The sequence below is a fragment of the Mycetocola sp. Y791 genome, assembly GCF_059445325.1.
In genome coordinates this window covers 351,127-371,900 of the sequence record NZ_JCAIUC010000002.1, presented here as the reverse complement: position 1 = coordinate 371,900, position 20,774 = coordinate 351,127, and the positions used below count along the sequence as shown (strand labels likewise).

20 protein-coding genes are annotated in these 20,774 nt (G+C 64.6%); 6 read left to right on the top strand and 14 right to left on the bottom strand.

Annotated features, from left to right (window positions below):
• Positions 1-198: 198 nt before the first annotated feature.
• From AC1C2N_RS06610 to AC1C2N_RS06560, 11 genes are all read right to left on the bottom strand, one after another.
• Positions 199-1,176: an NAD(P)H-quinone oxidoreductase gene (locus AC1C2N_RS06610; RefSeq protein ID WP_495433736.1), complete on the bottom strand. Its 978-nt coding sequence runs from the start codon at positions 1,174-1,176 to the stop codon at positions 199-201.
• A 112-nt stretch (positions 1,177-1,288) separates the two neighbouring features.
• Positions 1,289-1,669, bottom strand: coding sequence for a RidA family protein (locus tag AC1C2N_RS06605; RefSeq protein ID WP_495433350.1), 381 nt, complete (start codon positions 1,667-1,669; stop codon positions 1,289-1,291).
• 23 nt (positions 1,670-1,692) lie between these two features.
• Positions 1,693-2,943 carry a M20 family metallopeptidase gene (locus tag AC1C2N_RS06600; protein ID WP_495433349.1) on the bottom strand — a complete coding sequence of 417 codons (1,251 nt, stop codon included), beginning with the start codon at positions 2,941-2,943 and terminating at the stop codon, positions 1,693-1,695.
• A 1-nt stretch (position 2,944) separates the two neighbouring features.
• Positions 2,945-4,105, bottom strand: a complete 1,161-nt coding sequence (locus AC1C2N_RS06595; RefSeq protein ID WP_495433348.1) for an aminotransferase class V-fold PLP-dependent enzyme — start codon at positions 4,103-4,105, stop codon at positions 2,945-2,947.
• Positions 4,106-4,176: 71 nt separating this feature from the next.
• Entirely contained in the window at positions 4,177-4,491 is a 315-nt protein-coding gene (locus AC1C2N_RS06590; RefSeq protein WP_495433347.1) for an L-rhamnose mutarotase, read from the bottom strand.
• Between the two features lie 2 nt (positions 4,492-4,493).
• Entirely contained in the window at positions 4,494-5,318 is an 825-nt protein-coding gene (locus tag AC1C2N_RS06585) for an amidohydrolase family protein (RefSeq protein ID WP_495433346.1), read from the bottom strand.
• Positions 5,315-6,328, bottom strand: a complete 1,014-nt coding sequence (locus AC1C2N_RS06580; RefSeq protein ID WP_495433344.1) for a Gfo/Idh/MocA family protein — start codon at positions 6,326-6,328, stop codon at positions 5,315-5,317. Before AC1C2N_RS06580 ends, AC1C2N_RS06585 begins: the two co-directional genes overlap by 4 nt.
• 39 nt (positions 6,329-6,367) lie before the next feature.
• Positions 6,368-7,381, bottom strand: a complete 1,014-nt coding sequence (locus AC1C2N_RS06575; protein WP_495433343.1) for an ABC transporter substrate-binding protein — start codon at positions 7,379-7,381, stop codon at positions 6,368-6,370.
• A 73-nt stretch (positions 7,382-7,454) separates the two neighbouring features.
• A complete protein-coding gene (locus tag AC1C2N_RS06570) occupies positions 7,455-8,516 on the bottom strand; it encodes an ABC transporter permease (RefSeq protein ID WP_495433342.1) in 1,062 nt (353 codons plus the stop codon).
• Positions 8,513-9,301: an ATP-binding cassette domain-containing protein gene (locus tag AC1C2N_RS06565; RefSeq protein WP_495433341.1), complete on the bottom strand. Its 789-nt coding sequence runs from the start codon at positions 9,299-9,301 to the stop codon at positions 8,513-8,515. The genes AC1C2N_RS06570 and AC1C2N_RS06565 overlap by 4 nt, the downstream gene beginning before the upstream one ends.
• A gap of 143 nt (positions 9,302-9,444) precedes the next feature.
• The gene (locus tag AC1C2N_RS06560) at positions 9,445-10,014 is read right to left on the bottom strand and encodes a helix-turn-helix domain-containing protein (RefSeq protein ID WP_495433340.1); all 570 of its coding nucleotides are present in this window, start codon (positions 10,012-10,014) and stop codon (positions 9,445-9,447) included.
• Here AC1C2N_RS06560 and AC1C2N_RS06555 point away from each other — a divergent pair.
• Both AC1C2N_RS06555 and AC1C2N_RS06550 read left to right on the top strand, forming a co-directional pair.
• Positions 10,013-11,773, top strand: coding sequence for a beta-N-acetylhexosaminidase family protein (locus tag AC1C2N_RS06555; RefSeq protein ID WP_495433339.1), 1,761 nt, complete (start codon positions 10,013-10,015; stop codon positions 11,771-11,773). The genes AC1C2N_RS06560 and AC1C2N_RS06555 overlap by 2 nt on opposite strands.
• A 136-nt stretch (positions 11,774-11,909) precedes the next feature.
• Positions 11,910-14,615, top strand: a complete 2,706-nt coding sequence (locus tag AC1C2N_RS06550; RefSeq protein WP_495433338.1) for a cation-translocating P-type ATPase — start codon at positions 11,910-11,912, stop codon at positions 14,613-14,615.
• A gap of 100 nt (positions 14,616-14,715) precedes the next feature.
• Here AC1C2N_RS06550 and AC1C2N_RS06545 read toward each other — a convergent pair whose 3' ends face one another.
• Complete coding sequence (locus tag AC1C2N_RS06545) at positions 14,716-15,726, bottom strand: glycosyltransferase family 2 protein (RefSeq protein WP_495433337.1); 1,011 nt, start codon at positions 15,724-15,726, stop codon at positions 14,716-14,718.
• A gap of 81 nt (positions 15,727-15,807) precedes the next feature.
• On the opposite strand from AC1C2N_RS06545, the gene AC1C2N_RS06540 reads away from it, so the two are divergent.
• Positions 15,808-16,365, top strand: coding sequence for a hypothetical protein (locus tag AC1C2N_RS06540; protein WP_495433336.1), 558 nt, complete (start codon positions 15,808-15,810; stop codon positions 16,363-16,365).
• Between the two features lie 331 nt (positions 16,366-16,696).
• On the opposite strand, the gene AC1C2N_RS06535 is transcribed toward AC1C2N_RS06540, so the two are convergent.
• Entirely contained in the window at positions 16,697-16,957 is a 261-nt protein-coding gene (locus AC1C2N_RS06535) for a hypothetical protein (protein ID WP_495433335.1), read from the bottom strand.
• A gap of 151 nt (positions 16,958-17,108) precedes the next feature.
• Between AC1C2N_RS06535 and AC1C2N_RS06530 the strand changes: the two genes are divergently transcribed.
• The gene (locus tag AC1C2N_RS06530) at positions 17,109-18,140 is read left to right on the top strand and encodes an LLM class flavin-dependent oxidoreductase (RefSeq protein ID WP_495433334.1); all 1,032 of its coding nucleotides are present in this window, start codon (positions 17,109-17,111) and stop codon (positions 18,138-18,140) included.
• A gap of 743 nt (positions 18,141-18,883) precedes the next feature.
• Here the strand turns inward: AC1C2N_RS06530 and AC1C2N_RS06525 are convergent.
• Positions 18,884-19,177 carry a hypothetical protein gene (locus AC1C2N_RS06525; protein ID WP_495433333.1) on the bottom strand — a complete coding sequence of 98 codons (294 nt, stop codon included), beginning with the start codon at positions 19,175-19,177 and terminating at the stop codon, positions 18,884-18,886.
• Between the two features lie 125 nt (positions 19,178-19,302).
• On the opposite strand from AC1C2N_RS06525, the gene AC1C2N_RS06520 reads away from it, so the two are divergent.
• Complete coding sequence (locus AC1C2N_RS06520; RefSeq protein ID WP_495433332.1) at positions 19,303-19,824, top strand: MarR family winged helix-turn-helix transcriptional regulator; 522 nt, start codon at positions 19,303-19,305, stop codon at positions 19,822-19,824.
• On the top strand, positions 19,821-20,606 hold the full coding sequence (locus AC1C2N_RS06515; protein WP_483406390.1) for an SDR family oxidoreductase: 786 nt from the start codon (positions 19,821-19,823) through the stop codon (positions 20,604-20,606). The genes AC1C2N_RS06520 and AC1C2N_RS06515 overlap by 4 nt, the downstream gene beginning before the upstream one ends.
• The last annotated feature ends 168 nt before the right edge of the window (positions 20,607-20,774 follow it).

The following is a 20,774-nucleotide window of genomic DNA, read 5'->3' as shown; positions in this document are numbered from 1 at the left end:
TGACCCGAGTGACACCATCCATCCGCCCACACGGCGTGCCCGCCGACCGCGGCGCTCGAGCCGCCCGACACCGCAACTTCGGGCGGACAAACCGCAGGTCCGCCGCCCATACGTCGACGCACCCCGCGATTTACCTCCCGAAGCGACGGTGCTGCACCGCCCGGCTCCGCGCGCACCCCAACCGACGGCATCCGCTCGTCACATCGTGAGCAGGATTTTGCCCGTGTGCTGGCCCGAGTCGAAGTGTTCGTGGGCCTCCGCGACCCGGTCGAGCGGGTAGCGCGCCTCGACGGCGGTGCGCACGGTGCCCGCCTCGACGAGCGGCCAGACATGCGCGGCGACCTCGGCGACGACCCGCGCCTTCTCCGCGATCGGCCGGGAACGGAGGGTCGTGCCAGCGACGCTCGCGCGCCGGGACATCAGCAGGCCGAGGTCGAGTTCGGCCTTCGCGCCACCCTGCAGCCCGATCACGACCAGGCGCCCGCCGAGCGCGAGCGCACGCACGTTGCGGTCGAGGTATTTCGCGCCAACGACGTCGAGGATGACGTCGGCTCCGTGCCCGCCGGAGATGTCCAGCATCCGCTCGACGAAGTCCTCATCGCGGTAGTTGATGCCCGCTTCGGCGCCGAAGGTCCGGCAATAGGCGAGCTTTTCGACGCTGCCGGCGGTGACCACCGGGTGGGCGCCGAACGCGGCGACGAGCTGGGTCGCCATCGTTCCGATGCCGCCGGCGCCGCCGTGGATCAGCACCCAGTCGCCCGCCGTGACATGCGCGGTCATGAAGAGGTTCGACCAGACGGTGCACGCCACCTCGGGCAGTGCGGCGGCATCGACGAGCGGTATCGCGGCGGGCACCGGCAGCACCTGCCCGGCGGGCACCGCCACATACTCCGCGTAACCGCCCCCGGCGAGCAGTGCACAGACCTCGGCGCCGACCTCAAACGCGTCAACGCCATCACCGAGTTCGACGATCGTCCCGCTGACCTCGAGGCCCGGGATGTCGGATGCCCCGGGCGGCGGCGGATAGACGCCGCGTCGTTGCTGCACGTCGGCGCGGTTGAGCCCTGCGGCGGCGACGTGGATGAGAACCTCGCCCGGGCCAGCAACCGGGCGCGGGCGTTCGACCACCCGAATTGCTTCGGGTCCGCCTGCGCCGTGGTACTCGACGGCCCTCATCGTGCTCACCATTCGTGCTCCATTTCACTTCGATACGCAACGGATCAAACGCGACGTTCTCCATGGTTGCATGCTCCCTGATGAGCAGCGCCGGGCACCATTCTGGACCGGCCTACTTCTTCCCTCCGACGTACGCGATGGCCTCCACTTCGACGGCGAATCCGCCGGCCAGGGCAATTCCGAATGTGCTCCGCGCTGGCTTGTGCTCACCGAAGAACGCCGCGTACTCCTCATTGAAGACAGCGAACTGGTCAATGTCGGTGAGCAGGCACATCGTGCGCACCACATCGGTGATGTCTGCTCCGCCCTCGGCGAGCACTGCTTGCAGGTTTCGCAGAGACTGCCGTACCTGTTCGCGGAAATCTGTGGGAGTTTCCCCAGTCTTGGGGTCCAGTCCGACCTGGCCAGCGGTGAAGAGGTAATCGCCCGCGACGGCCGCTTGTGAGTAGTGGCCGCCCGGTGTTGGCGCGCTCGTGGTGTGCAAAAGTTCCATTGGGTGCTCCTTGTTTTTCGAATTCAACGGCAGAAATCTGCCGCGATGCGTGCGTACATTCGTGCAGCCTCGAGGATGCTCTCGATACTGACGAATTCATTGGGGCCGTGCGCGCAGGTGAGTACGCCAGGACCGAACGACGGCAGGGTGGGGATACCGAGCTGCGAATACCAGGGCGCGTCCGTGCCCCCGGGAAAGACGCCGAGAGGCGGTGCTTCACCGAGCACATCCGCAGCCGCCTGCTGTGTAGCGGCGACAAGAGGGTGCTCCGCTTCGAGCTCGCTCCACGGGATCCAGTCGAGTCCGGGCTCGAACGCGTACTCGACCTCAAGCTCCGGATCGGCTGCCCTGCACGCAGCGAGCCAGGTTTCAATTCCCTCGGCGACCTCTTCGCGGGTCTGGCCAGGGACTGTTCGGAGGTCGCAGGCGAATTCAGCATGTCCGGGCACTACGCCAAAAAAAGTACCGCCGCTGATCATCACCCCGGTATTGAGGGTCGGACCGACCTGACCGAGTGGATGCGGGGTGAAGGGAAGATCGAGCTCCGCACCGATGCGTGTCATCAGGTCCGCGAGCTTGAGCGACGCGTTGACCGACGGCATTCTGTCGGAAAGACTCGAGTGCATTTGGGTTCCCGTGACGACGATCCGGAACCCACAGACGCCCCGCGATACCAGGTGAATGCCCTGCCAATCGTGGTCCCAGCCGCTCGGCTCACCGATGAGGATGGCGTCCACGCCCGTGATGTGGGGTGCCACGAACTTCGCACCGAGTTGAGCGCCAGCTTCTTCATCCGCGATCATGCCGATCAGGAGATCACCGCGGAGCCGAACACCGGTTTCCTTCAACGCGAATGCGGCGTAAATCATCGCCGCGACAGCCGCCTTCATATCCGTTGTGCCGAGGCCGACCAAAGCGCCATCGACCACGGTTGCCGTCAGGGGATCCGTCTTCCACTGGCTTCGGGCCTCGCCGATCGGTTTGGTATCTGTGTGCCCGTTGAACATCAAGTTCTTGCCGCCGCCAGTGCCCGCGATGCGCGCGATGAGGCTTGGCCGTTCCGGTGACGGACCAATCACCGTGAGGTCCTCGTCGAGCCCCATCCGGGCGAGCGTGTTCGTGAGAAAGGCGACAATCTCGCGTTCGTCACCGTGCGGCGGTATCTGGCTGTTGATAGCCACGAGGTCACGAACAAGGGTCAGGAGGTCATCCGAGCGCTCCGCGAGGAACGCATCGATTGCTTCGCTAACCACTTCGGTAGTTTCGTTGATCACGTCAAACCCTTTCCATCGGCATTTCGGCGAGCACTGCGCTCACCCCTGCAAACAATCGGCCGACGTCGTTCCGGGAGTTCAAGACGTGGAATGACGCGCGCACCCTTCCGTCACCACCCCAGACGAGTACGCCATGATCGGCGAGACGACGAGCGAAGGCCTCACCCTCCGGGTGCAAAAAGGCCACGTTCCCGGCATGTCGAGCCCGGTCGGACGGCGTGATGACCTCGAGTCCCAGGTCGGTAAGACCGGAAATAGCGGCGTCGACGAGGGCAAGCGAGTGCGCCTCGACATTGGCGATGCCCAGCTCAAGAATGGTATCGATGCCCGCACCAAGGCCGGCGATATCTGCCAGCGCTGGCGCCCCCATCTGGAATCGGGTTCCGTCGCGATTCCAGTTGATCTCGTCGAAGCGCTTATCGGTGAACATGTTCTCCAGCGATCGCCAGCCTACGGCGCCTGGCTCGAAGTCGGGCAGCCGGTCCTGGTTCCAGATCACCGCTCCGACGCCGTACGGGCCGAGCGTCCATTTGTACGACGCCGTCACGGTGAGGGCGGCTGCCGACAGGTCAACGTCGACAACGCCGAGCGAGTGTGACACGTCGACGAGCAGGGGAACGCCGACGCGATCGGCCACACGACCGAGTTCAGCGAGGTCGTGACGTAGTCCCGTCACATAACCGACATGACTCACCGCAATCGCCGTCGTGCGTTCGTCGCAGTACGCCTCAATCGAGGAGGCGGGCATTTCCCAGTCCTCGTTTCTCGGGACCACGCGGACCTCCAGCCCATATTGGCGAAGCCGAAGGAACGGCGCGAACACCGCGGGATGCTCATACTCGTTGATGACGATATTGTCGCCGGGAGACCATTTCCACCCGTTCGCAATCGCGCTCCACGCTGTCGACGCGTCGCCGAGCATTCCGACCTCGGTCGCGCGTCGCCCGGTTAGTCGAGCGATGCTTTCCCTGGTGTGGCTTTCAGCCGCGTAGAGAAAGTCACGCCCGCCCTCCCCCAAACTCTTGGCCCGGTATGAGGCAACGATTGCGTCCTCCACCCGCCGCAGCGCGGGCGAGTGTGCTCCCCAATAGAGATAGGCGGCTGACGTGAGATTGAGAAAGTTGCTCGAATCGAGCAGGGGATAGTCCCCGGTTGTCACCATGTGTGTGTACTCCGCTGATCGTTTCTGTTCGGCTGGGCTGGCTGCAGCGCCACGGTTGGGTCTCTGGGGTCTCAGGTCATCCGCCAAATCTCTTCACTGAATCTGAGCCGACCGTCACCATCGAGCGGGTCAGACATCAGCGCGCGGATGTGCGCGCTCCACCGACGGTTCGCTGGGTCAGCATCGAGAAGTCGGAACGTCTCGTCAACGGGCCCGGTACACTCACCCCAGGCGATGACCGAGTGATCCCGACGGAAAAGCGAGTAGTCGGTGATGCACGCACGCGTCATGGCGTCGACCACGCCGGGCCAGATCTCCGCGTGCTCGCGTTCATAGCGATCGATCATGCCGGGCAGCAACTCGAACGTGTAGCAGAATCGGGGCATCGTCAGACCGCCTTCAGAATGCGTCGCAGGGTCCGACCCTCAACGTCTTCGAGCTCACTGGCGCTCAGATGTGTGGCGACCCATTCCGGGATCGCGAAGAGTTCTTCGGTGCTCACGACGTCGAGTCCTGGCGCGAAGTCCGAACCCCACACCAACCGTCCCGCCCCAAACGCATCGAGGGCGGCCAGCAGGTCTGATTCCGCCCCAGCATGCGGAAACGCCGGGTCGATGGCATAGAGACCGGAGAGCTTCACGGATACCTGCGGGTACCGCTTCAGTTCGGTGAGGGCCGAGATCCGACGAGACCGCACCGGCGCCGGAGAAATGCCTTCGTCTGCGGAGGCAGACGACGTGCCGGGGAGTCCGAGGTGGCTGATCAATACCGTCGCACTGGGGATGCGGTCGAGGATGGGTGCGAAACTCTCCAGGGCAACCGGCGTTGCGTTGACGCTGAGCAGCGAACCGTGTCGCTCGATGGCATCCCACACGCTGGGATGCACGCGGTGTGCGGCGGTGGAATCCACACCGAGATAGAGGCTGAATCCAGCGGCACCGGCGTCGACGCACTCGTCGACGAAACGCGACCGAGCAGTGACGATATCAAGATAGGCCAGTGGAACGACCCAGTCGTGGGCAGTGGCGAGGCCGAGAATGTAGTCGGTGTTGCCCGCGAAGACCGGATCGGCCTCGAAGCCGACCACGAGGGCACGGTCGATCCCATACTGGCGACGAAGCGCGTCATAATCGGCAAGCTCTTCGCCGGGTGCCCGTTCGCCCGCCCACCCGTTTTCGAAGATGTGAATGTGCGAATCGATACGCCGCCTCACGGGCTGACCTCGATCCGGTTCGCTTCAGCGGCAGCGATGATCTGCTCGGCAAGATCGATACCGGCGAGGGCCTCCTCGAGCGTGACCGCGGTTGGCGTTCTACCAAACCGAACGGCATCAACGAACGCGCGGACTTCCTCCCGCAGGGCACCGTGTCCCACGTGTGGCGTCAGGCAGTCGTCGACGGGCCTCGGTTCGGAGCCGAAGTCGGTGACTCGAGGGCCAAGGCTCAGCGACAGGGCTCCCTCGGTTCCGATGACCTCGAGTGCGTCGGGAAGGGAGCCGTTCGCGAGCCCCCAGGACACCTGAAATGAAAGCGCAGAGCCGTTCGTCATTTCCACCTCTGCCCACACGGCAAGCGGTTGTGAGCGAGACGACGCGACGATCTGGCGTGCGGTCACCCGCCGGGGGCGCGCGCCAGTAAGCCAGAGTGCAAGATCGATGTCGTGAATCATTGTCATCAGCACGGGATGGAGGCGTGCGAAGAACCTGTCGTGATCGGACGTACGATGCCTCCGGAACGACAGTGCACGGGGCGAACCAACCGCTCCCTCCTCGACACGAGCGCGAAGCTCCTGGTATGGCGCCGCAAACCGGAGAATGTGGGCCGGCATAACGAAACCTGATGCCGAGGCGGCAGCGTCCCGGAGAACTCGCCCCTCCTCGCTGGAGAGCACTACAGGTTTTTCAAGCAGCACGCTGGCGCCCATCTGAAGCGCTTCAAGCGTGGGCTCGAGATGGAAATCGCCGGATGTCACGACGGAAACCGCGTCGATCGCTGTCGAGGCGCGCAACTCTTGCAGCGAGCTGGCGGCATCCGGCGCGGAATAGCGCTGTGCGAACGCAGCTGCACGGTTGCGGTCGCGGCTGACCACGCCGACCAGTTCGCAGTCGGGATTCTCGAGGAAGGCCTGAGCGTGCAGCTCAGCGAATGGCCCAGAGCCGACAACGGCCACTCGCACCCTCGATAGGGGGACCGAGTGTCGCGCGTGACCGTTGTCGGGGCTCATGGGGGCGTTCCTTTGGGTTGGGAGTGACGTGCGTGCGGGTTAGCAGGTCGGGTTGTAGATGTATCGCTTGGTTTCATCGCTGTCGACGTTGGACTTGTCGATGATGTAAGCGGTGACATACTCCTGGTATTCGAGGTCAGCCGGGTCGAGGTCACCATCGATGATCTGGGCGATGCGCTCTACGGAGTCATACCCGAGGCCGTATGGGTCCTGTGCCACGAGAGCTTCGTAAACCCCGTTCTTGAGGTCTTCGACCTGCGACGGGTCTGCGTCGTAGGCCACCAGTTTGACCTCTCCGGTTCTGTTTGCCGCTTGGATAGCGGCTGCAGCTCCGGACGATGCCGGGGCGAGGGTGGTGTAAATGCCTTTGAGGTCCGGATCGGTAATAGCTGCGGCTGCGATCTGTGAGGCCGTCGCCTGGTCGGCTTCCGAGTACTCGGTCGGCAGAACCGTGATGTCGGGGTAAGCCTCAGCCATGCGCTCGGCAAATCCATCAACGCGTTCGGCGTTCGCCGCGACGCCGGGGAACGATGCGATGACGAGCACTGTTCCCTTCTCGCCGATCGACTTCGCGAGCGCGTCAGCCGCCAGTGCGCCGGCGCTGATGTTGTCCGTGCGGATGTTCTGTGCTTCGACGGGTTCGTCGAGGCTGCCGTCGACGGTGATCACCGGGGTGCCGTCGGAGGCAATGTTCTCAACGGTCTCGATCAAACCGGCCGGATCGGTTGGGACAAGAACCATTCCGCCCGGTTTCGATTGCACTGCCGCATTGATCAGCGGCGTCTGCGTGGCGAGGTCCCAGTTGGCGTCGCCCTGCCAGTCGAGGTCGACGCCGTACTTGTCTGCGGCCTCTTGGGCGCCGCACTGCATGACCTGGAAATATGTTGCGGTCATTTGTGCCGCGACGAATGAAACGGTGCGGCTCTCTGAACCGGACCCGCCTGATCCGTCCGCAGGTGCCGAAGCGCTGCTGCACGAACTGAGGGCGAGTGCGAGGACGGAAGCAGCGCCGATGACGCTTCCGCGCTTCAGCACGTGTGATCGAGTTGACACAGTGTTCTCCTTTAGGGGTGAGAGTGGATCTGGTGCAGTGGGATGAAATCTCGAGAGGCGTGTTCGAAAGAGATCAACTGGGCTGAGCGCGGCGGCGCTGATCGATACCGACCGCGATCAGGAGGATCAGTCCGGTCACGACCAGCTGATAGAAGGAGCCAACCCGCATAATCACGAGTCCGTTGATAAGGATCGCGGGAATGATCGCTGCGATCATCGATCCGAGAACCGACGCTCTTCCTCCGAAGAGGCTGGTCCCACCGATCACGACCGCGGCGATCGCCGCGAGGGCATCGCCTTGGTGCCCCTGGATGTTTGTTGTCAGGAAGCGAGAAATGTCGATGAATCCGACGAGACCAGCGATGAACCCCATGATCGCGAAAAGTTTGACCCGCTGCAGTTTCACGTTGATGCCCGCCCGTTGGGCCGCGCGGATTGACGATCCCATGCCGAGGGTGTGGGTTCCGAATCGGAGCTTCGTCATGACGAACCACCCCACAATTCCGAACGCAACGGCAATGAGCGCGGGAACCGGGATGACACCGAAGAGGTCTGCCGAGCCGAAGTTCTTCTGAAGATCTCTCGGCAGCGCACTGACGTTAACGCCACCGGTAACGATGTAGGCAACGCCACTGCCGACACTCATCATTGCCAGCGTCACGATGAACGAGTTCACGCGCAGCAGATTGACGAGGGTCGCGTTCACAACCCCGAATAGCGTGCCGGTCGCGACAGCCGCCAGAAGCCCAAGGAGCACGGCTACCGCGACGTTGCTGTAGTTTCCCGCGAGAACCTCTTCGGGAGTACCTCCCATGACGGTGATCACTTTGGCCGCCACAACCGAGGAGAGGATTACGTTGGCACCAATCGACAGGTCCAGCTCTCCCGCACCGACGAGGAACGTCATCCCGACCGCGAGCAAAATCAGTTGGGCCGAGTCGAGGGCGAGGTTGCGGAAGTTCGCGGGCCCGAGAAATACGCCGTTTGGCGAAAGAACACCAAAGAGAAGAATGAGCGCGAGAACAACAACGGCGATCATGAAGGCCGTCGACGTGACAATTCGCTTGACCGCGTGCGGTTCCGTGCTGGAGAACGTCGGTGCGGATGCCTCTGGGGACGTTTTCGTGGCGGTCATGCGGCATCCTTCTGGGCGGTGAGCATCGTGGTGAGAACGTCGACGAGTTCAAGGCCGGACGTTGGCATCTGGGCGACGACTGAACCGTGTCGCATGATGGCCATGCGGTCGGCGAACTCGATCATTTTCGGGATGTCATGGCTCACGAGAATGACCGCGAGACCCCGGTCGGCCGCAGCGCGGACAGCGTCGTAGACCATGGCGGTCTGTTTGGCACCGAGCGCTGCCGTGGGCTCGTCCATGATGATCGCCGCTTTCGCCCACATCACTGCGCGCGCAACGGCGATGGCCTGCCGCTGCCCGCCGGACAGCGCGCTAACCGGAACGGTCAACGACGGCACCTGCGCGCCGAGAAGACTCATCGCCTCCTTCGTCCGCTTCCGCATCGCTGGTTCATCCACTTTCCCGATGAACCGGCCTGGCCCTTTGACGAGAAGCTCGCGGCCAAAGAAGAAGTTCTGCGAGACCGTCAGGTCGGGGGCCTGTGCCAGGTCCTGATACACGATCTCGATGCCGAGTTCGCGCGCCTGACGCACTGATGCGACCTCTACCCGGTTGCCCCTGAGCAACAGTTCGCCTCCGTCGCTGGAGTGGACGCCGGCGATCACATTGGCGAGCGTGGACTTCCCGGCACCGTTATCACCAATCAAGGCGAGCACCTCGCCCGGGTATGCGCGAAGCGAAGCGCCGCGCAGCGCCTGGACGTGACCGAAGCTCTTGGTGATACCGCGAGTTTCGATGACCGGCTGGTCAGACGGGTCGAGTCCCGTGAGGTCGGTTTCCATGAAAAATCTCCGTTGACGTAAACATAAAGGGCGTTCGCCCTAATGGGATATCGTTCGCTCTACCGAACGAGCTTAGTCAACCAAAGCTTTGTTACGGAATCAATACCCGTGGTTCTCGAATTGTTACGTTTCGGTAAACCGGATCAGCTTGATGTCGGGTATTGCTGAACCACGAGCAACCGGCCACCTTCGGACCGTGACCGGTAGATATGCGGCTGGTCTGCGCGGAACGTGATCATGTCCCCCGGCTCGAGGAGGGTCATAGCGTCGTCCGGCCCAACTTCGATGAGCCCGCTCATACAAACCGCGCGCTCAACGACTCCCGGTGCGTTACCGCGAGAATGACGCTTCGCATTCGGAGCGAGGGTGACGACGGAGACCTCAACTTCTCCCGAGTTTCGCCAAGATGCCATCAGCTGGGCAACAAATTTCTCGCCATCGTGGGCGATGACCGGAGCGTCGATGATGCGTTTCAGCTCTGCCTCTCCGCGACCGGTTTGCCCCATGAAGAGTGCGCCAAGCGACACGTGGAGCGTTTTGGCAAGCGCCCACAGGGTGTCGAGCGAAGGATTCCCGTTACCCCGTTCGAGTTCGGAAACTGTCGACTTTGAGATACCGGCGTCGCGCGCCAGGGCGGAGGCACTCATGCCCCTGCGCTCGCGCCACATACGGAGGTTGCTGGCGAGCGGTGAGAGAGGCTGGCTTTGATCCATGGTGTGGGCTATGTTACATAACCACCTGTCGTTCGCTCTACCGATCGCTTCCAGTTCAGATTTCTTCAGGAGACGATCGATGTCACAGGGTTCACACGTTCATATTTCCGGTCGCGTCGCCATTCTTGGCGCTGATGCCCATCCGCACGCTGCTCGCCGTTTGAGAGAGTCCTGGCACGATCTCACCTGGCTCGCCGCTCAAACACAATCAGAGCTGCCCGACTCACTTCCGACAGTGCGATTGCGGGAGTCACCGGCGTTGCCCGAAGGCGCCTTCCGGATTGATGTTGACTCGGCAGCCGCTCCCGTTATCACCCTCACGGGCGGGCCGTTCTCCGGTGTCATCTATGGAGTGGAGGAATTGGTGCAGCGCCTCTCAGAGGCCACGCCAACAGGCATTCGCGTCATGGACCGTGTCGTAGAGCGCACCCCGAAGCTCGCGTACCGCACGTTCTGGACGTGGGACCACTCGACCAACTGGGAGCTTAACCAGGTGGGCCACCAGGAAATCGGTGTATTCAACTCTTACGGAAAACCGCCAAGCGGCTTCCTCGCCGACTATCGGCGCATGGTCGATTTCTGCAGCATGAATCAAATCGCTGCGATCGTCATTTACGGGTTCTTTCGAGACAGCCACGGGGGCGTCCCAGCGGCGCAGGAACTGTGTCGTTACGCCAATGAACGTGGAGTTCGAATTCTCCCTGGTATCGCCATCGGGGCATACGGCGGGGTGTATTGGGAGGGCAATCACCCTTACAACCTCGCCACCTGGCTCGACAAGAATCCGACGTACGAGGCAGAGATGGAGCGCGGGGTCGGCTTCCAGTTGCAGGATCTCTCGTTCCCGCTGAACTTTCCCAAGAGTGACTACACGCGTACAGCGTGCCCATCAGAACCCGCGAACATCGAGTGGATGCGCGATGCAATCTCGTGGCTCGTCGAGACGGTCGACGTCGGCGGGGTGAACATTGAGGCAGGAGACTACGGGGTCTGTGGCTGCGCGCGTTGCAACGCCAGACGAGGTGAACGAGAGACGGCGACCCGACGTGACAATGATGCCGAGTTCTGGTCGCACGCCGACATGGCGGACAATTTCCCAGTGCTCTTCGATGCCGCAAAGTCTGGGCGAGATGACCTGTGGCTGTACTGCGAGCTGCAATGGGACAACTTGCTCGACCCCGCGGCGCACGATCCGCTACACACCCTTCCCGACGGCGGAATCTATCAACACACGTTCAACCGGTCCTACTGGAACAAAGCTCGAACGGATCTGACAGCGGCAGATATCGCATCACTTCCCACGCGGACAAACGTGATCCGCAGCCAGTTCGCGTGCCAGTGGAATGGTGATGAACGAACGGAACGTTACAAATTCAATGCCCCGGACTTCGCGGAACTAGCCAAGAAATCAGCGGCGCTCAATATGCAGGGGCTCACTGTCTGGGGAGAACCATCACCGCACCACGTCTCAAGCGAACTGAGCTATCTGGCGTTCGGCCGATTCAGTTACGATCCCGAACTCACGTGGGATGACTTTATGGCACAGGACGTCGCTACTCGGCTCGGCGGGCGGGCTGAAGCGGATGCCTTCGTCAGCGTCATGGAGGAGCTGGACGGCAGTCCCCGGATCGACCCCGTCCGGCTGCGGACGCTGCGCGACGATGCGCTCGACGGCGCCAAGAGCACGACGGGCGACGCCGTCGGCCGGTGGCTCTGGCTTGCCGAGAGGGCGAACCAGCGAATCTCCATGGGTTACTAAGGGCCGCCTGCCCCTGTGCCGACCCTCATGGTGGGCCGGCACAGGGGCAACGGACTCTGTCGCCCGACACTGGCTCAACGCAGAGTTGGCGGGCCAGCTTCAGCCGAAGCGGGCATCCGCTATGTGAAAGCTGCCCATGAGCTCATCGACATACGCTTGGCCACCAGCGGCGCATGCCCAGGAGTCGGACGCCGTCCTGGCGCAGCTCGGATCCACGCCGAACGGACTATCGACCACAGAGGCCGCCGCGCGACTGAACCAGTACGGCCCCAACCGTCTGGCCGAGGGCAAACCGCGACCAGCACTTCTTCGGCTGCTCGGGCACTTCCGCAACATCCTCATCTACATCCTCCTCGGCGCGGCCGTCATCAAGGCGGTGTACCGGGACTGGCTCGACTTCTGGGTCATCGCCACGGTGGCGGTCGTCACAGCCCTGATCGGATTCATCCAGGAGGGGCAGGCGGAACGCGCGCTCGCCGGCATCCGGAACCTGCTCTCGCTCTCGGCACACGTCCGCCGCGACGGGAGTTGGATCGAGGTCAGCGCCGACACTCTGGTGCCCGGTGACATCGTGCGGATTCGTGCGGGCGACAAGATCCCCGCCGACCTCCGCCTGATCTCTGCGAACCAGCTCGAGGTCGACGAATCCGCGCTGACGGGCGAATCCGTCGCCGCGGCGAAGTCGACGGATGCCTCTCCTCACGACGCCGGAGTCGGCGATCGTGAAGGCATGGCGTTCTCCGGCACGGCTGTCACGGGCGGTGCGGGGGTCGGGGTGGTCACGGCGACAGGTCCGAACACCGAGATCGGTCACATCCAGAGTCTGATCTCCGAGGCGCAACCGCTCGCGACACCACTGACGCTGCAACTGGATGCGCTGAGCAAGCGGATGGCGCTGCTTATTCTCGTGGCCGCGTCCGTGATGACGGTGGCTGGGCGGCTCCTGCACGACGACTCGGCGCGTGACCTGCTGACGTCTGCTATCACCTTCGCCGTCGCCGCTGTGCCCGAGGGCCTCCCAGCGATTGTGACCATCACCCTCGCGCTCGGGGTGCAGCAGATGGCGAAAGAGCAGGCGATCACCCGCAAGCTCACCGCGGTCGAGACGCTCGGCTCCGTCACCACGATCTGCTCGGACAAGACTGGCACTCTGACGCTCAATGAGATGACGGTTCGCGAGATCGTCACACCGGCTGAGCGTTTCGCCGTGACGGGTGAGGGTTACCGGCCGGCGGGTGAGGTTCATCGCGCATCGGACGGGTCGGTCGCAGCGCTGTCGGACTTCAGCCTCGCCGCGCTGGTTGCGACCGTGGCCCGGTGCAACGACGCCGCGCTGGCGCAGGATGGCGACGACTGGTCGATCGTCGGAGCGCCGACCGAGGGCAGCCTGGTCGTGCTCGCCCGGAAGCTGGGCTTCGATCCCGCCGGGCACACGCGCCTCGCTGAGCTGCCGTTCGATTCGGTGACGAAGTTCATGGCGGTGCTCGACCGTGATCCGGCGGATGTCATCCGTTTGATGGCGAAGGGCGCGCCCGACCGCCTCCTTGAGCGGTGCACCACCCAACTCGCCCCCGACGGGTCGACGCAACCGCTCGATAGCGCGCGCTGGCACGCCGCCGTCCACGAACTCGGTGCGACCGGGCTCCGCGTCCTCGCGGCGGCCTGGACCCGGAGGGACAGACTCACGGATGTCGACACCGACACGGTGCGCGACCTCACCTTCCTGGGACTCGTCGGTATCGCTGACCCACCCCGCCCCGAGGCCATCGAGGCGGTCCGGCTGTGCCATAGCGCCGGCATCCGGGTCGCGATGATCACCGGCGATCATGCCGCCACGGCGGCCGCGATCAGTTCAGAGCTGGGCCTCGCCGACGACGACGCCACCCGGGTAGTGACCGGCGCCGAGCTGCAGCGGATGTCGGACGGCGAGCTGTCGGCCATCGCGCCGGAGGTTACGGTGTTCGCGCGCACGAGCCCCGAGCACAAGATCCGGATCGTGCGGGCGCTTCAGTCGCGTGGGCAGGTCGTCGCGATGACCGGCGACGGCGTCAACGATGCACCGGCGCTCCGGCGGGCCGACATCGGCATCGCCATGGGCATCAACGGCACTGAGGTGACGAAGGAAGCTGCCGACATTGTGCTCGCCGATGACCACTTCGCCACCATTGAACGAGCTGTCGCTGAGGGACGGCGGATCTTCGACAACATCCAGAAATCACTGATGTTCCTCCTGCCGACGACGTTTGCACAGGCGCTCGTCGTGCTGACGGCCGTGCTCGGCGGGTTCGTGCCACCGCTGCAGCCGACGCAGGTGCTGTGGGTCAACCTCGTGACCGGCGTCACGCTGTCGATTGCCCTCTCCTACGAGCGAGAGGAGCCGGGCGTAATGAATCGGCCGCCGCGAGACAGGAGTGCGCCGGTCATCGACCGAATCCTGCTGCCCCGCATCATCCTCGTGTCGATACTGATTACCGCCGCAACGATCGGCATCTTCTTCTTCGTGCTGAACACCGGGAGCAGCTTCGCCGTTGCACAGACGAGCGCGGTCACCATGCTCGTTCTGGGCCAGGCCACCTATCTGTTCAACTGTCGCTTCCTCCGGAGCACCAGCGTGACGCCGCACGTGCTGGTCGGAAACCCCGTGGTCTGGTACTCGGTCGTGATTCTCTTCACGATTCAGCTGATCTTCACGTACGCGCCGTTCATGCAGGCCTGGTTCGACACCGTTCCGCTCGGGTTCAGGGAGTGGGGCATCGCGCTCGGGTTCGGGCTCGCCATTTTCCTCATCGTCGAGGTCGAGAAGGCGATCGTCGGGGCCGTGGAACGGCGGCGGAGCGCGTGACGGATGCCGTGGGTATCCGTTGGCGGTGTCGGTGTCGGTGTACATGACGGATGCCGCGGCATCCGTTGGCGGCGTGGGTGACGGATGCCGCGGCATCCGTTTAATCGTGAGCGCCGAGCTTCTGCCTCAGCACCGCTGGTGAGTTCGCCGCTTTCTTCAGACGTGAGCTTCCGTATTTCGCGCCTCCGAGCATCCGTGCACCGACAGCGAGCCAGGCGCAGACCGCCCGTTCGACCAGCCAGGCCGGTGCCCACAACGCGCTCGTCGGCGGAAAGACGCGCGTGCCGCTGTGTCGGCGTCGCCCGAATTCCGCGAGTGCAATCGCAGCCGCGGAGGTGGCGGCGAGGCGCAACGGGCGACGGATGCTCCACACCAGCAGCGGGAGAAGGCCCAGTTCGAGCACAAGCCTGGCCGGCTGCGCGAAACTGTCGTACGCCTGGCGTAGCCGCTGTCCGGCGAAGTGAGCGGAACTCGGAGGGACGCGTCCGACGAAGAGATCACCGACGCGGCGCTCCCGCCCGCCGCCCGCCGTGATCGTGCGGATGAGTTCGAGGTTCTCGAACAGCACATCGCCGTCGTACCCACCGAGCTCGAGGAGGAGGTCGCGGTTCACGCCGAGCGTGCCCGGGTAATCGGATGCCACGGCGCGGTTGATCAGGGTGCGGGCCGTGTCCCAGCGCGCGTGCCATGGCAGTGCCGTGAAGTAGTTCTGCGGGCGAACGATGTCTGCGCTCTCCAGCTCAGCGACCATCCGTTCGAGGCTGCTGCGCTCGTATCGGACGTCGTCGTCGGCGATGATCACCGCGCGGTGGCGCGCAAGGCGGATGCCGGTGAGCACGCCAGCAACCTTCCCATTGCCGGTGGTCGGACCGTCGGGCGCGATGTGACGAACAGTGCCTCCCCACAGCGCGTGGTGCGCGGCGAAGACGGCGGCGGGCGACCCGTCGACGACAGTGATGTCGAGGTGTCCGCTCAGGGTGCGGAGGTATTCGGCGAGTTCGCTGGCGTCGGCGGCGCGGGAGTCGGGCCAGCGGAGCGGCAGCACGTATTCGGCGGCGAGGCGGGTCGGCTGCGGGGCGGCAGTCGAGGTTGTGGCGGCGCTCGAACTCATCCGCCCACTCTCGGCCGGGGGCTCCGCCGGGGTCAACCCCTTGTCAGTACGGATGTCGGTGGCGCGCGTGACACTGTGCGCATGGAGAAGCCGCTTCCCACCATGGATGACGTTCTGCTTGCGTACTTCGGCACGGAGTACGACAACAGCACAGGAGTGCAGCGCAAACGGATCGTTCGCGTCGACAAGCTCCTTCGCCGGTATCTCGAGTCTGAACCGGAGACCTTCCTCGGCCCGTACGGCCGGGCCATTCTCGACGCCGAGCGCGAGTTCGCGCCCAAAGGTGCGGTGTGCCGGATCATGCGGGCCGACACTCTGCTGTTTGCGTTGCAGCGGTTCATCGAGCCGCCGCACCTCGACCCGGATCCCCTCGTTCAGCGGGTGCAGTTGCGCTGCGTCGAGCGGCTCATCGCGCGACTGGTGAGGATCGAGCTCGCTGAGTACGACACGACCTGTGTGCAGTGGGACCTCAACGGTGCGCTCCGCCGCGCGAAGTGGGAGCTCAATCGCGATCGCCGTGAGGCAGCCCGCGCCCGCAGACGGGCGCAGCGCGACGCCGAGCTGCGCGCGAGTGACGAACAGTATCCGGGAGTGCTTGGAGTGGGCCGTCCCCCCTGGGGGCAGCCACCATCGCCATGACCCCGAGACCCCATCTGCACCGGATGCCGGCGCCCACCTTGCTCGGACGAATACGGTCGCATATTTCGCGAAAGTGGAGCCGAATCCGGCCGAGCAGCGGCTCCATAAAGCCATTTCTGGCTAAGCGCCCCGCAGTAGCAACACATCCACCGCGACGAAGAACAGCGCGGCGACGCCGAGAACCCAGTTCGGCAGGACCGACACAAAGCGGCTCCACCCTGTCGCCACAACCGGTGCTTCCCTCGGCGCGCGCACCGGATCGGACTCACCACGGCCAGGTATCCGAGCCCTGCCCGACACGATGGCCGACGACCCAGGGCATACGACCTATCTAGAGCGGCCGACCGTAGGGATAGTCGACCCAGAGTCCGGCACCCTCCTCCGGACAGGCGCTACGGGCACTTTCCAACGTGGACCGATAGTCCGCGGGGTAACGCGCGCCCTGAAGAATGGCATCCAGATCCACGTCGTGCTCCTCGCGACCGCCAGCAAATCGTGCGTCGTACTGGATACTGCGGTATCGAGTCTTCAACCAGCGACGGGTCTTCCACGTTCTCGTGGCGCGGATCGCGACCGGCATCTCCGAACTCATGGGTTCATCCTCGCCTATCGCGCCTCAGACAGCAGCAATCCGCGCGACCGCTGGCCACCGCCTCCCCGCAGGAATACGATTCACCGGGGCACAGTTGGCTCTCATCGATGCGTACGCATCGTCTCTCACCGAACCTCGGACGGATATCTCCATGGCACAGCACCTCGAACTCGGCCTCGACACATTCGGGGACGTGACCGTCGACAGCACCGGCGAGCGCGAAAGCGACGCGCAGGTAATCCGCAACGTGATTGCCCAGGCCGTTCTCGCGGACTCCGTCGGCATCGACTTCATCGGCATCGGCGAGCACCACCGCGACGACTTTTCGATCTCCGCACCCGATATGGTGCTCGCGGCGATCGCCGGCCAGACCGAGCGCATCCGCCTCGGCACCGCCGTCACCGTGCTCTCGAGCGACGACCCCATTCGTGTGTTCGAGCGGTTCTCCACACTGGATGCCGCCAGCAACGGACGCGCGGAGGTCATCCTCGGTCGCGGCTCATTTACCGAATCCTTCCCGCTGTTCGGCTTCGACCTGGCCGACTACGAGACCCTCTTCAGCGAGAAACTCGACCTCTTCGTGCAGCTGCTCAAGGAGAAGCCCGTCACCTGGTCGGGCAGCTACCGCGCGCCGCTCGTCGATGCCGATGTGCACCCGAAGACCGAGTCAGGACGCCTCACGGCCTGGATCGGGGTTGGCGGATCACCGGAGTCCGTCGTGCGCTCCGTGCGCAGCGGCATCCCGATGATGCTCGCGATCATTGGCGGCGACCCCGGCCGGTTCCTGCCGTATGTCGAGCTGTACGGGCGGGCGTCCGACCAGCTCGGCCTGCCGCGGATGCCGCTTGGCGCGCACTCCCCCGGCCACATCGCCGAGACGGATGAGCTCGCGCGCGAGCAGCTCTGGCCGCACTTCCGCGTGAACCGCAACCGCATCGGTGCTGAGCGCGGGTGGCCACCCGTGACCGAGGCCGAGTACGTACAGGAAATCGAGCACGGTTCGCTCTACGCCGGATCACCCGAGACGGTTGCGCAGCGGATTGCGACGACGGCTCGCACCCTGGGGCTCAACCGGTTCGACCTCAAGTACGCGAACGGCACGATGCCGCACGACCAGCTCATGCGGAGCATCGAGCTCTATGGCACGCAGGTGATCCCGCGCGTGCGCGAGTTGCTCGCGTAGGGAGCGCTTCGGGCGGCGGATGCCGTGGGCGCCCGCCGTTCGTTCACGATGACCCGGCGGATGCCTGCGCCCGCCCGCGTCCCACCTCGCCCGCCGCTACACATCCATGCTTGAGCTACAGATACTTCTGCAGCGCGGGCTTGGGAGTGCAGCGCTCGACGTCAGCGCGACCGCGGAAGCACACCGAAGAGCAGGGAGAGCCGTGCTTGGCCTCAGCCCGACCGCGGAAAGCACGCGCTACTCTCCTGCCCACCACGGACGCCTACGCCCGCGTCCGCGGCACCCTCCGCTACACATCCACGCCCGAGCTACAGATACTTCTGCCGCGCGGGCATGGAACTGCAGCGCTCGATGGTGAGCAGCGGCGGGGTGGGGTCGCGCGCCGGGCGGCATTCGACGGTTGAGTGGGGGTACCTAGGGCTCACGGCGGTTGCGGCGGCGCGAGAACAGCCTCGGGTCCGCGACCCAACTGAAAACGGTCACACCCACCTCGATCAGCAACGCCCACATACCGGGAGTCTGCAGGAACTCAGTGTTCCCCACAAGGGTCAGGTCGGGGCCCGCACGGATTGCCCGCGGGCCGGGCCCACGTCCACGATGAACCAGCGGATGCCGGCATCCGCCCCCCCCTCATCCGTCCGCCGTTACATCGACCGCTACACATCCATGCTGGAGCTACAGATACTTCTGCAGCGCGGGCACGGGACTGCAGCGCTCGACGAGGGCGGGCGTGCCGCCGCAGGTCAGCGGTCGGAGTCTGGCTTGGGCCCGCCGACAGGTGGCGTGCCGCCCGGCATCCCATCGTCGGGCGTTGCATCGCCTGGGTCCTGCGGCTTCGGTTTCTTGTCCTTGCCCGCCGCGTCGAGCGCGACCCCGATGGCGACGCCGAAAGCGAGGCCCATCCCCAGGAAAGCCCAGTTGTCCTGCGCGACGCTGAGGGCCACCCCGAACAGAAGCCCGAAAGAGATTCCGAGCGACAGGTAGTAACCCTGCCCGTGCTCATCGTCGCCCGCTGGGTTGGAACTCTCCGTAGCCATGCCGCAACGTTACGTGCCGACGCAAGCGACGGCATCCGCCCCTCGGGGGATCTTGGGCGGAATTTCCAGCCGACTTTCACTATGCAGAGATATACTGTCCCAAAGACAGTAAATAGGGAGCGGCGATGGCAGAGCAGAACGACCCACATCCGTACTCATCGGATTTTCTCGCCTCACTCACCGGGATCATCGCCCAGTGGACCGCGCCGAGCTTCCTCGTCGCGGTCACCGCTCGCGAGGGGATCGACCTCGATTCGACGTCGATCACGGCCATCAGTATCCTCGGCCGACGGGGCCCGATGCGCCCCTCAGCTCTCGCTGAGCACCTCGCAACCGGTGCTTCAAACGTGAGCAAGGTGCTTGGCCGCCTCGAGGCATCCGGACTCGTCGAACGTCGCAAGGATGACGCGGATGCCCGCGCCTCGCTGGTCCAGCTCACCCCAGCGGGCGAAGACGTGGCAGCGGCCTTCGTGCGCGCCGGCGACGGCATGCTCGAGGAACTCCTCGACGGCTGGACCGAAAAAGAGCGCCACCTGCTCACCCAACTGACCCAGCGACTCGACGCGTCCACCCGGGCGTTTGCGGCTCGCATCAACACCACCCCACCAGGCCTACAAGGCCCAGAAGAAAGAACGGTCTCAGAATGACCCGCACCTACGTCGTCACCGGTTCCGCCTCAGGCATCGGCGAAGCCACAGCCAACCTCCTCCGCGAGCAGGGGCACCGCGTGATCGGCGTCGACCTCCGCAACGCCGATGTCGAGGCCGACCTCTCGACCACGCTCGGACGCGACTCTGCGATCGCCGGCGTGCTTGAGGCATCCGACGGCAAGATCGACGGCATCATCGCGGCCGCCGGCATCTCCGCACCGAAGGCACTCACCGTCGCCGTCAACTTCTTCGGCGTCACCGCCCTCCTCGACGGCCTCGCCGAGACGCTCGCGAAGAGTGACGCACCGCGCATCGCCGTCGTGAGCTCGATGGCATCGCTGCAGCAGAACTCGCCCGAACTCGTCGACGCACTCCTCGCCGGCGACGAGGCTCGCGCGCTGGAAATCGGCGGCGCACTCGAGGCTGAGGGGCCGCGCGTCGGCTACCTCAACTACCCGTCGAGCAAGCGTGCGCTGTCGCGCTGGGTTCGCCGCGAGAGCATCGCACCGCGCTACGCCGGTGCGGGCATCCCCGTGAATGCGGTGGCCCCCGGAACCGTTGTGACCAACATGACCCGCGACCTCCTCGCCACCGAAGAAGGCCGCGCGCTGGCCGACGGCTCCGTGCCGATGCCGCTCAACGGTCACTCCGACGCGATCGTCATCGCCGAGCTGCTCGCCTGGCTGACGAGCGAACAGAACACGCACGTCACTGGCCAGACCATCTACATCGATGGTGGAGCGGATGCCACGCTCCGCGGCGACAACATCTGGAGCTAACGCTTCCCCAGACCCGGTCGGTGTTGGCTGGCCCTAGCCCCGGCACCGACCGAGCTCACTCGTGGATCGCGCCCGCCCCGACCGCGGTCCATTCGCCAAAAATGGCTCCCTGTTCGACCCGAATCCGGTCGCAGGGAGCCATTTTCGGTAAACGGGCGGCAGCACCCG

Bases quoted from the DNA above. Each gene is read 5' to 3' on its own strand.
- AC1C2N_RS06610 (WP_495433736.1), bottom strand. From the start codon at position 1,176: ATGAGGGCCGTCGAGTACCACGGCGCAGGCGGACCCGAAGCAATTCGG.
- AC1C2N_RS06560 (WP_495433340.1), bottom strand. From the start codon at position 10,014: ATGGATCAAAGCCAGCCTCTCTCACCGCTCGCCAGCAACCTCCGTATG.
- AC1C2N_RS06595 (WP_495433348.1), bottom strand. From the start codon at position 4,105: ATGGTGACAACCGGGGACTATCCCCTGCTCGATTCGAGCAACTTTCTC.
- AC1C2N_RS06565 (WP_495433341.1), bottom strand. From the start codon at position 9,301: ATGGAAACCGACCTCACGGGACTCGACCCGTCTGACCAGCCGGTCATC.
- AC1C2N_RS06540 (WP_495433336.1), top strand. From the start codon at position 15,808: ATGGAGAAGCCGCTTCCCACCATGGATGACGTTCTGCTTGCGTACTTC.
- AC1C2N_RS06525 (WP_495433333.1), bottom strand. From the start codon at position 19,177: ATGGCTACGGAGAGTTCCAACCCAGCGGGCGACGATGAGCACGGGCAG.
- AC1C2N_RS06605 (WP_495433350.1), bottom strand. From the start codon at position 1,669: ATGGAACTTTTGCACACCACGAGCGCGCCAACACCGGGCGGCCACTAC.
- AC1C2N_RS06520 (WP_495433332.1), top strand. From the start codon at position 19,303: ATGGCAGAGCAGAACGACCCACATCCGTACTCATCGGATTTTCTCGCC.
- AC1C2N_RS06555 (WP_495433339.1), top strand. From the start codon at position 10,013: ATGGTGTGGGCTATGTTACATAACCACCTGTCGTTCGCTCTACCGATC.
- AC1C2N_RS06550 (WP_495433338.1), top strand. From the start codon at position 11,910: ATGAGCTCATCGACATACGCTTGGCCACCAGCGGCGCATGCCCAGGAG.
- AC1C2N_RS06545 (WP_495433337.1), bottom strand. From the start codon at position 15,726: ATGAGTTCGAGCGCCGCCACAACCTCGACTGCCGCCCCGCAGCCGACC.
- AC1C2N_RS06515 (WP_483406390.1), top strand. From the start codon at position 19,821: ATGACCCGCACCTACGTCGTCACCGGTTCCGCCTCAGGCATCGGCGAA.
- AC1C2N_RS06580 (WP_495433344.1), bottom strand. From the start codon at position 6,328: ATGAGCCCCGACAACGGTCACGCGCGACACTCGGTCCCCCTATCGAGG.
- AC1C2N_RS06535 (WP_495433335.1), bottom strand. From the start codon at position 16,957: ATGAGTTCGGAGATGCCGGTCGCGATCCGCGCCACGAGAACGTGGAAG.
- AC1C2N_RS06530 (WP_495433334.1), top strand. From the start codon at position 17,109: ATGGCACAGCACCTCGAACTCGGCCTCGACACATTCGGGGACGTGACC.
- AC1C2N_RS06570 (WP_495433342.1), bottom strand. From the start codon at position 8,516: ATGACCGCCACGAAAACGTCCCCAGAGGCATCCGCACCGACGTTCTCC.
- AC1C2N_RS06590 (WP_495433347.1), bottom strand. From the start codon at position 4,491: ATGCCCCGATTCTGCTACACGTTCGAGTTGCTGCCCGGCATGATCGAT.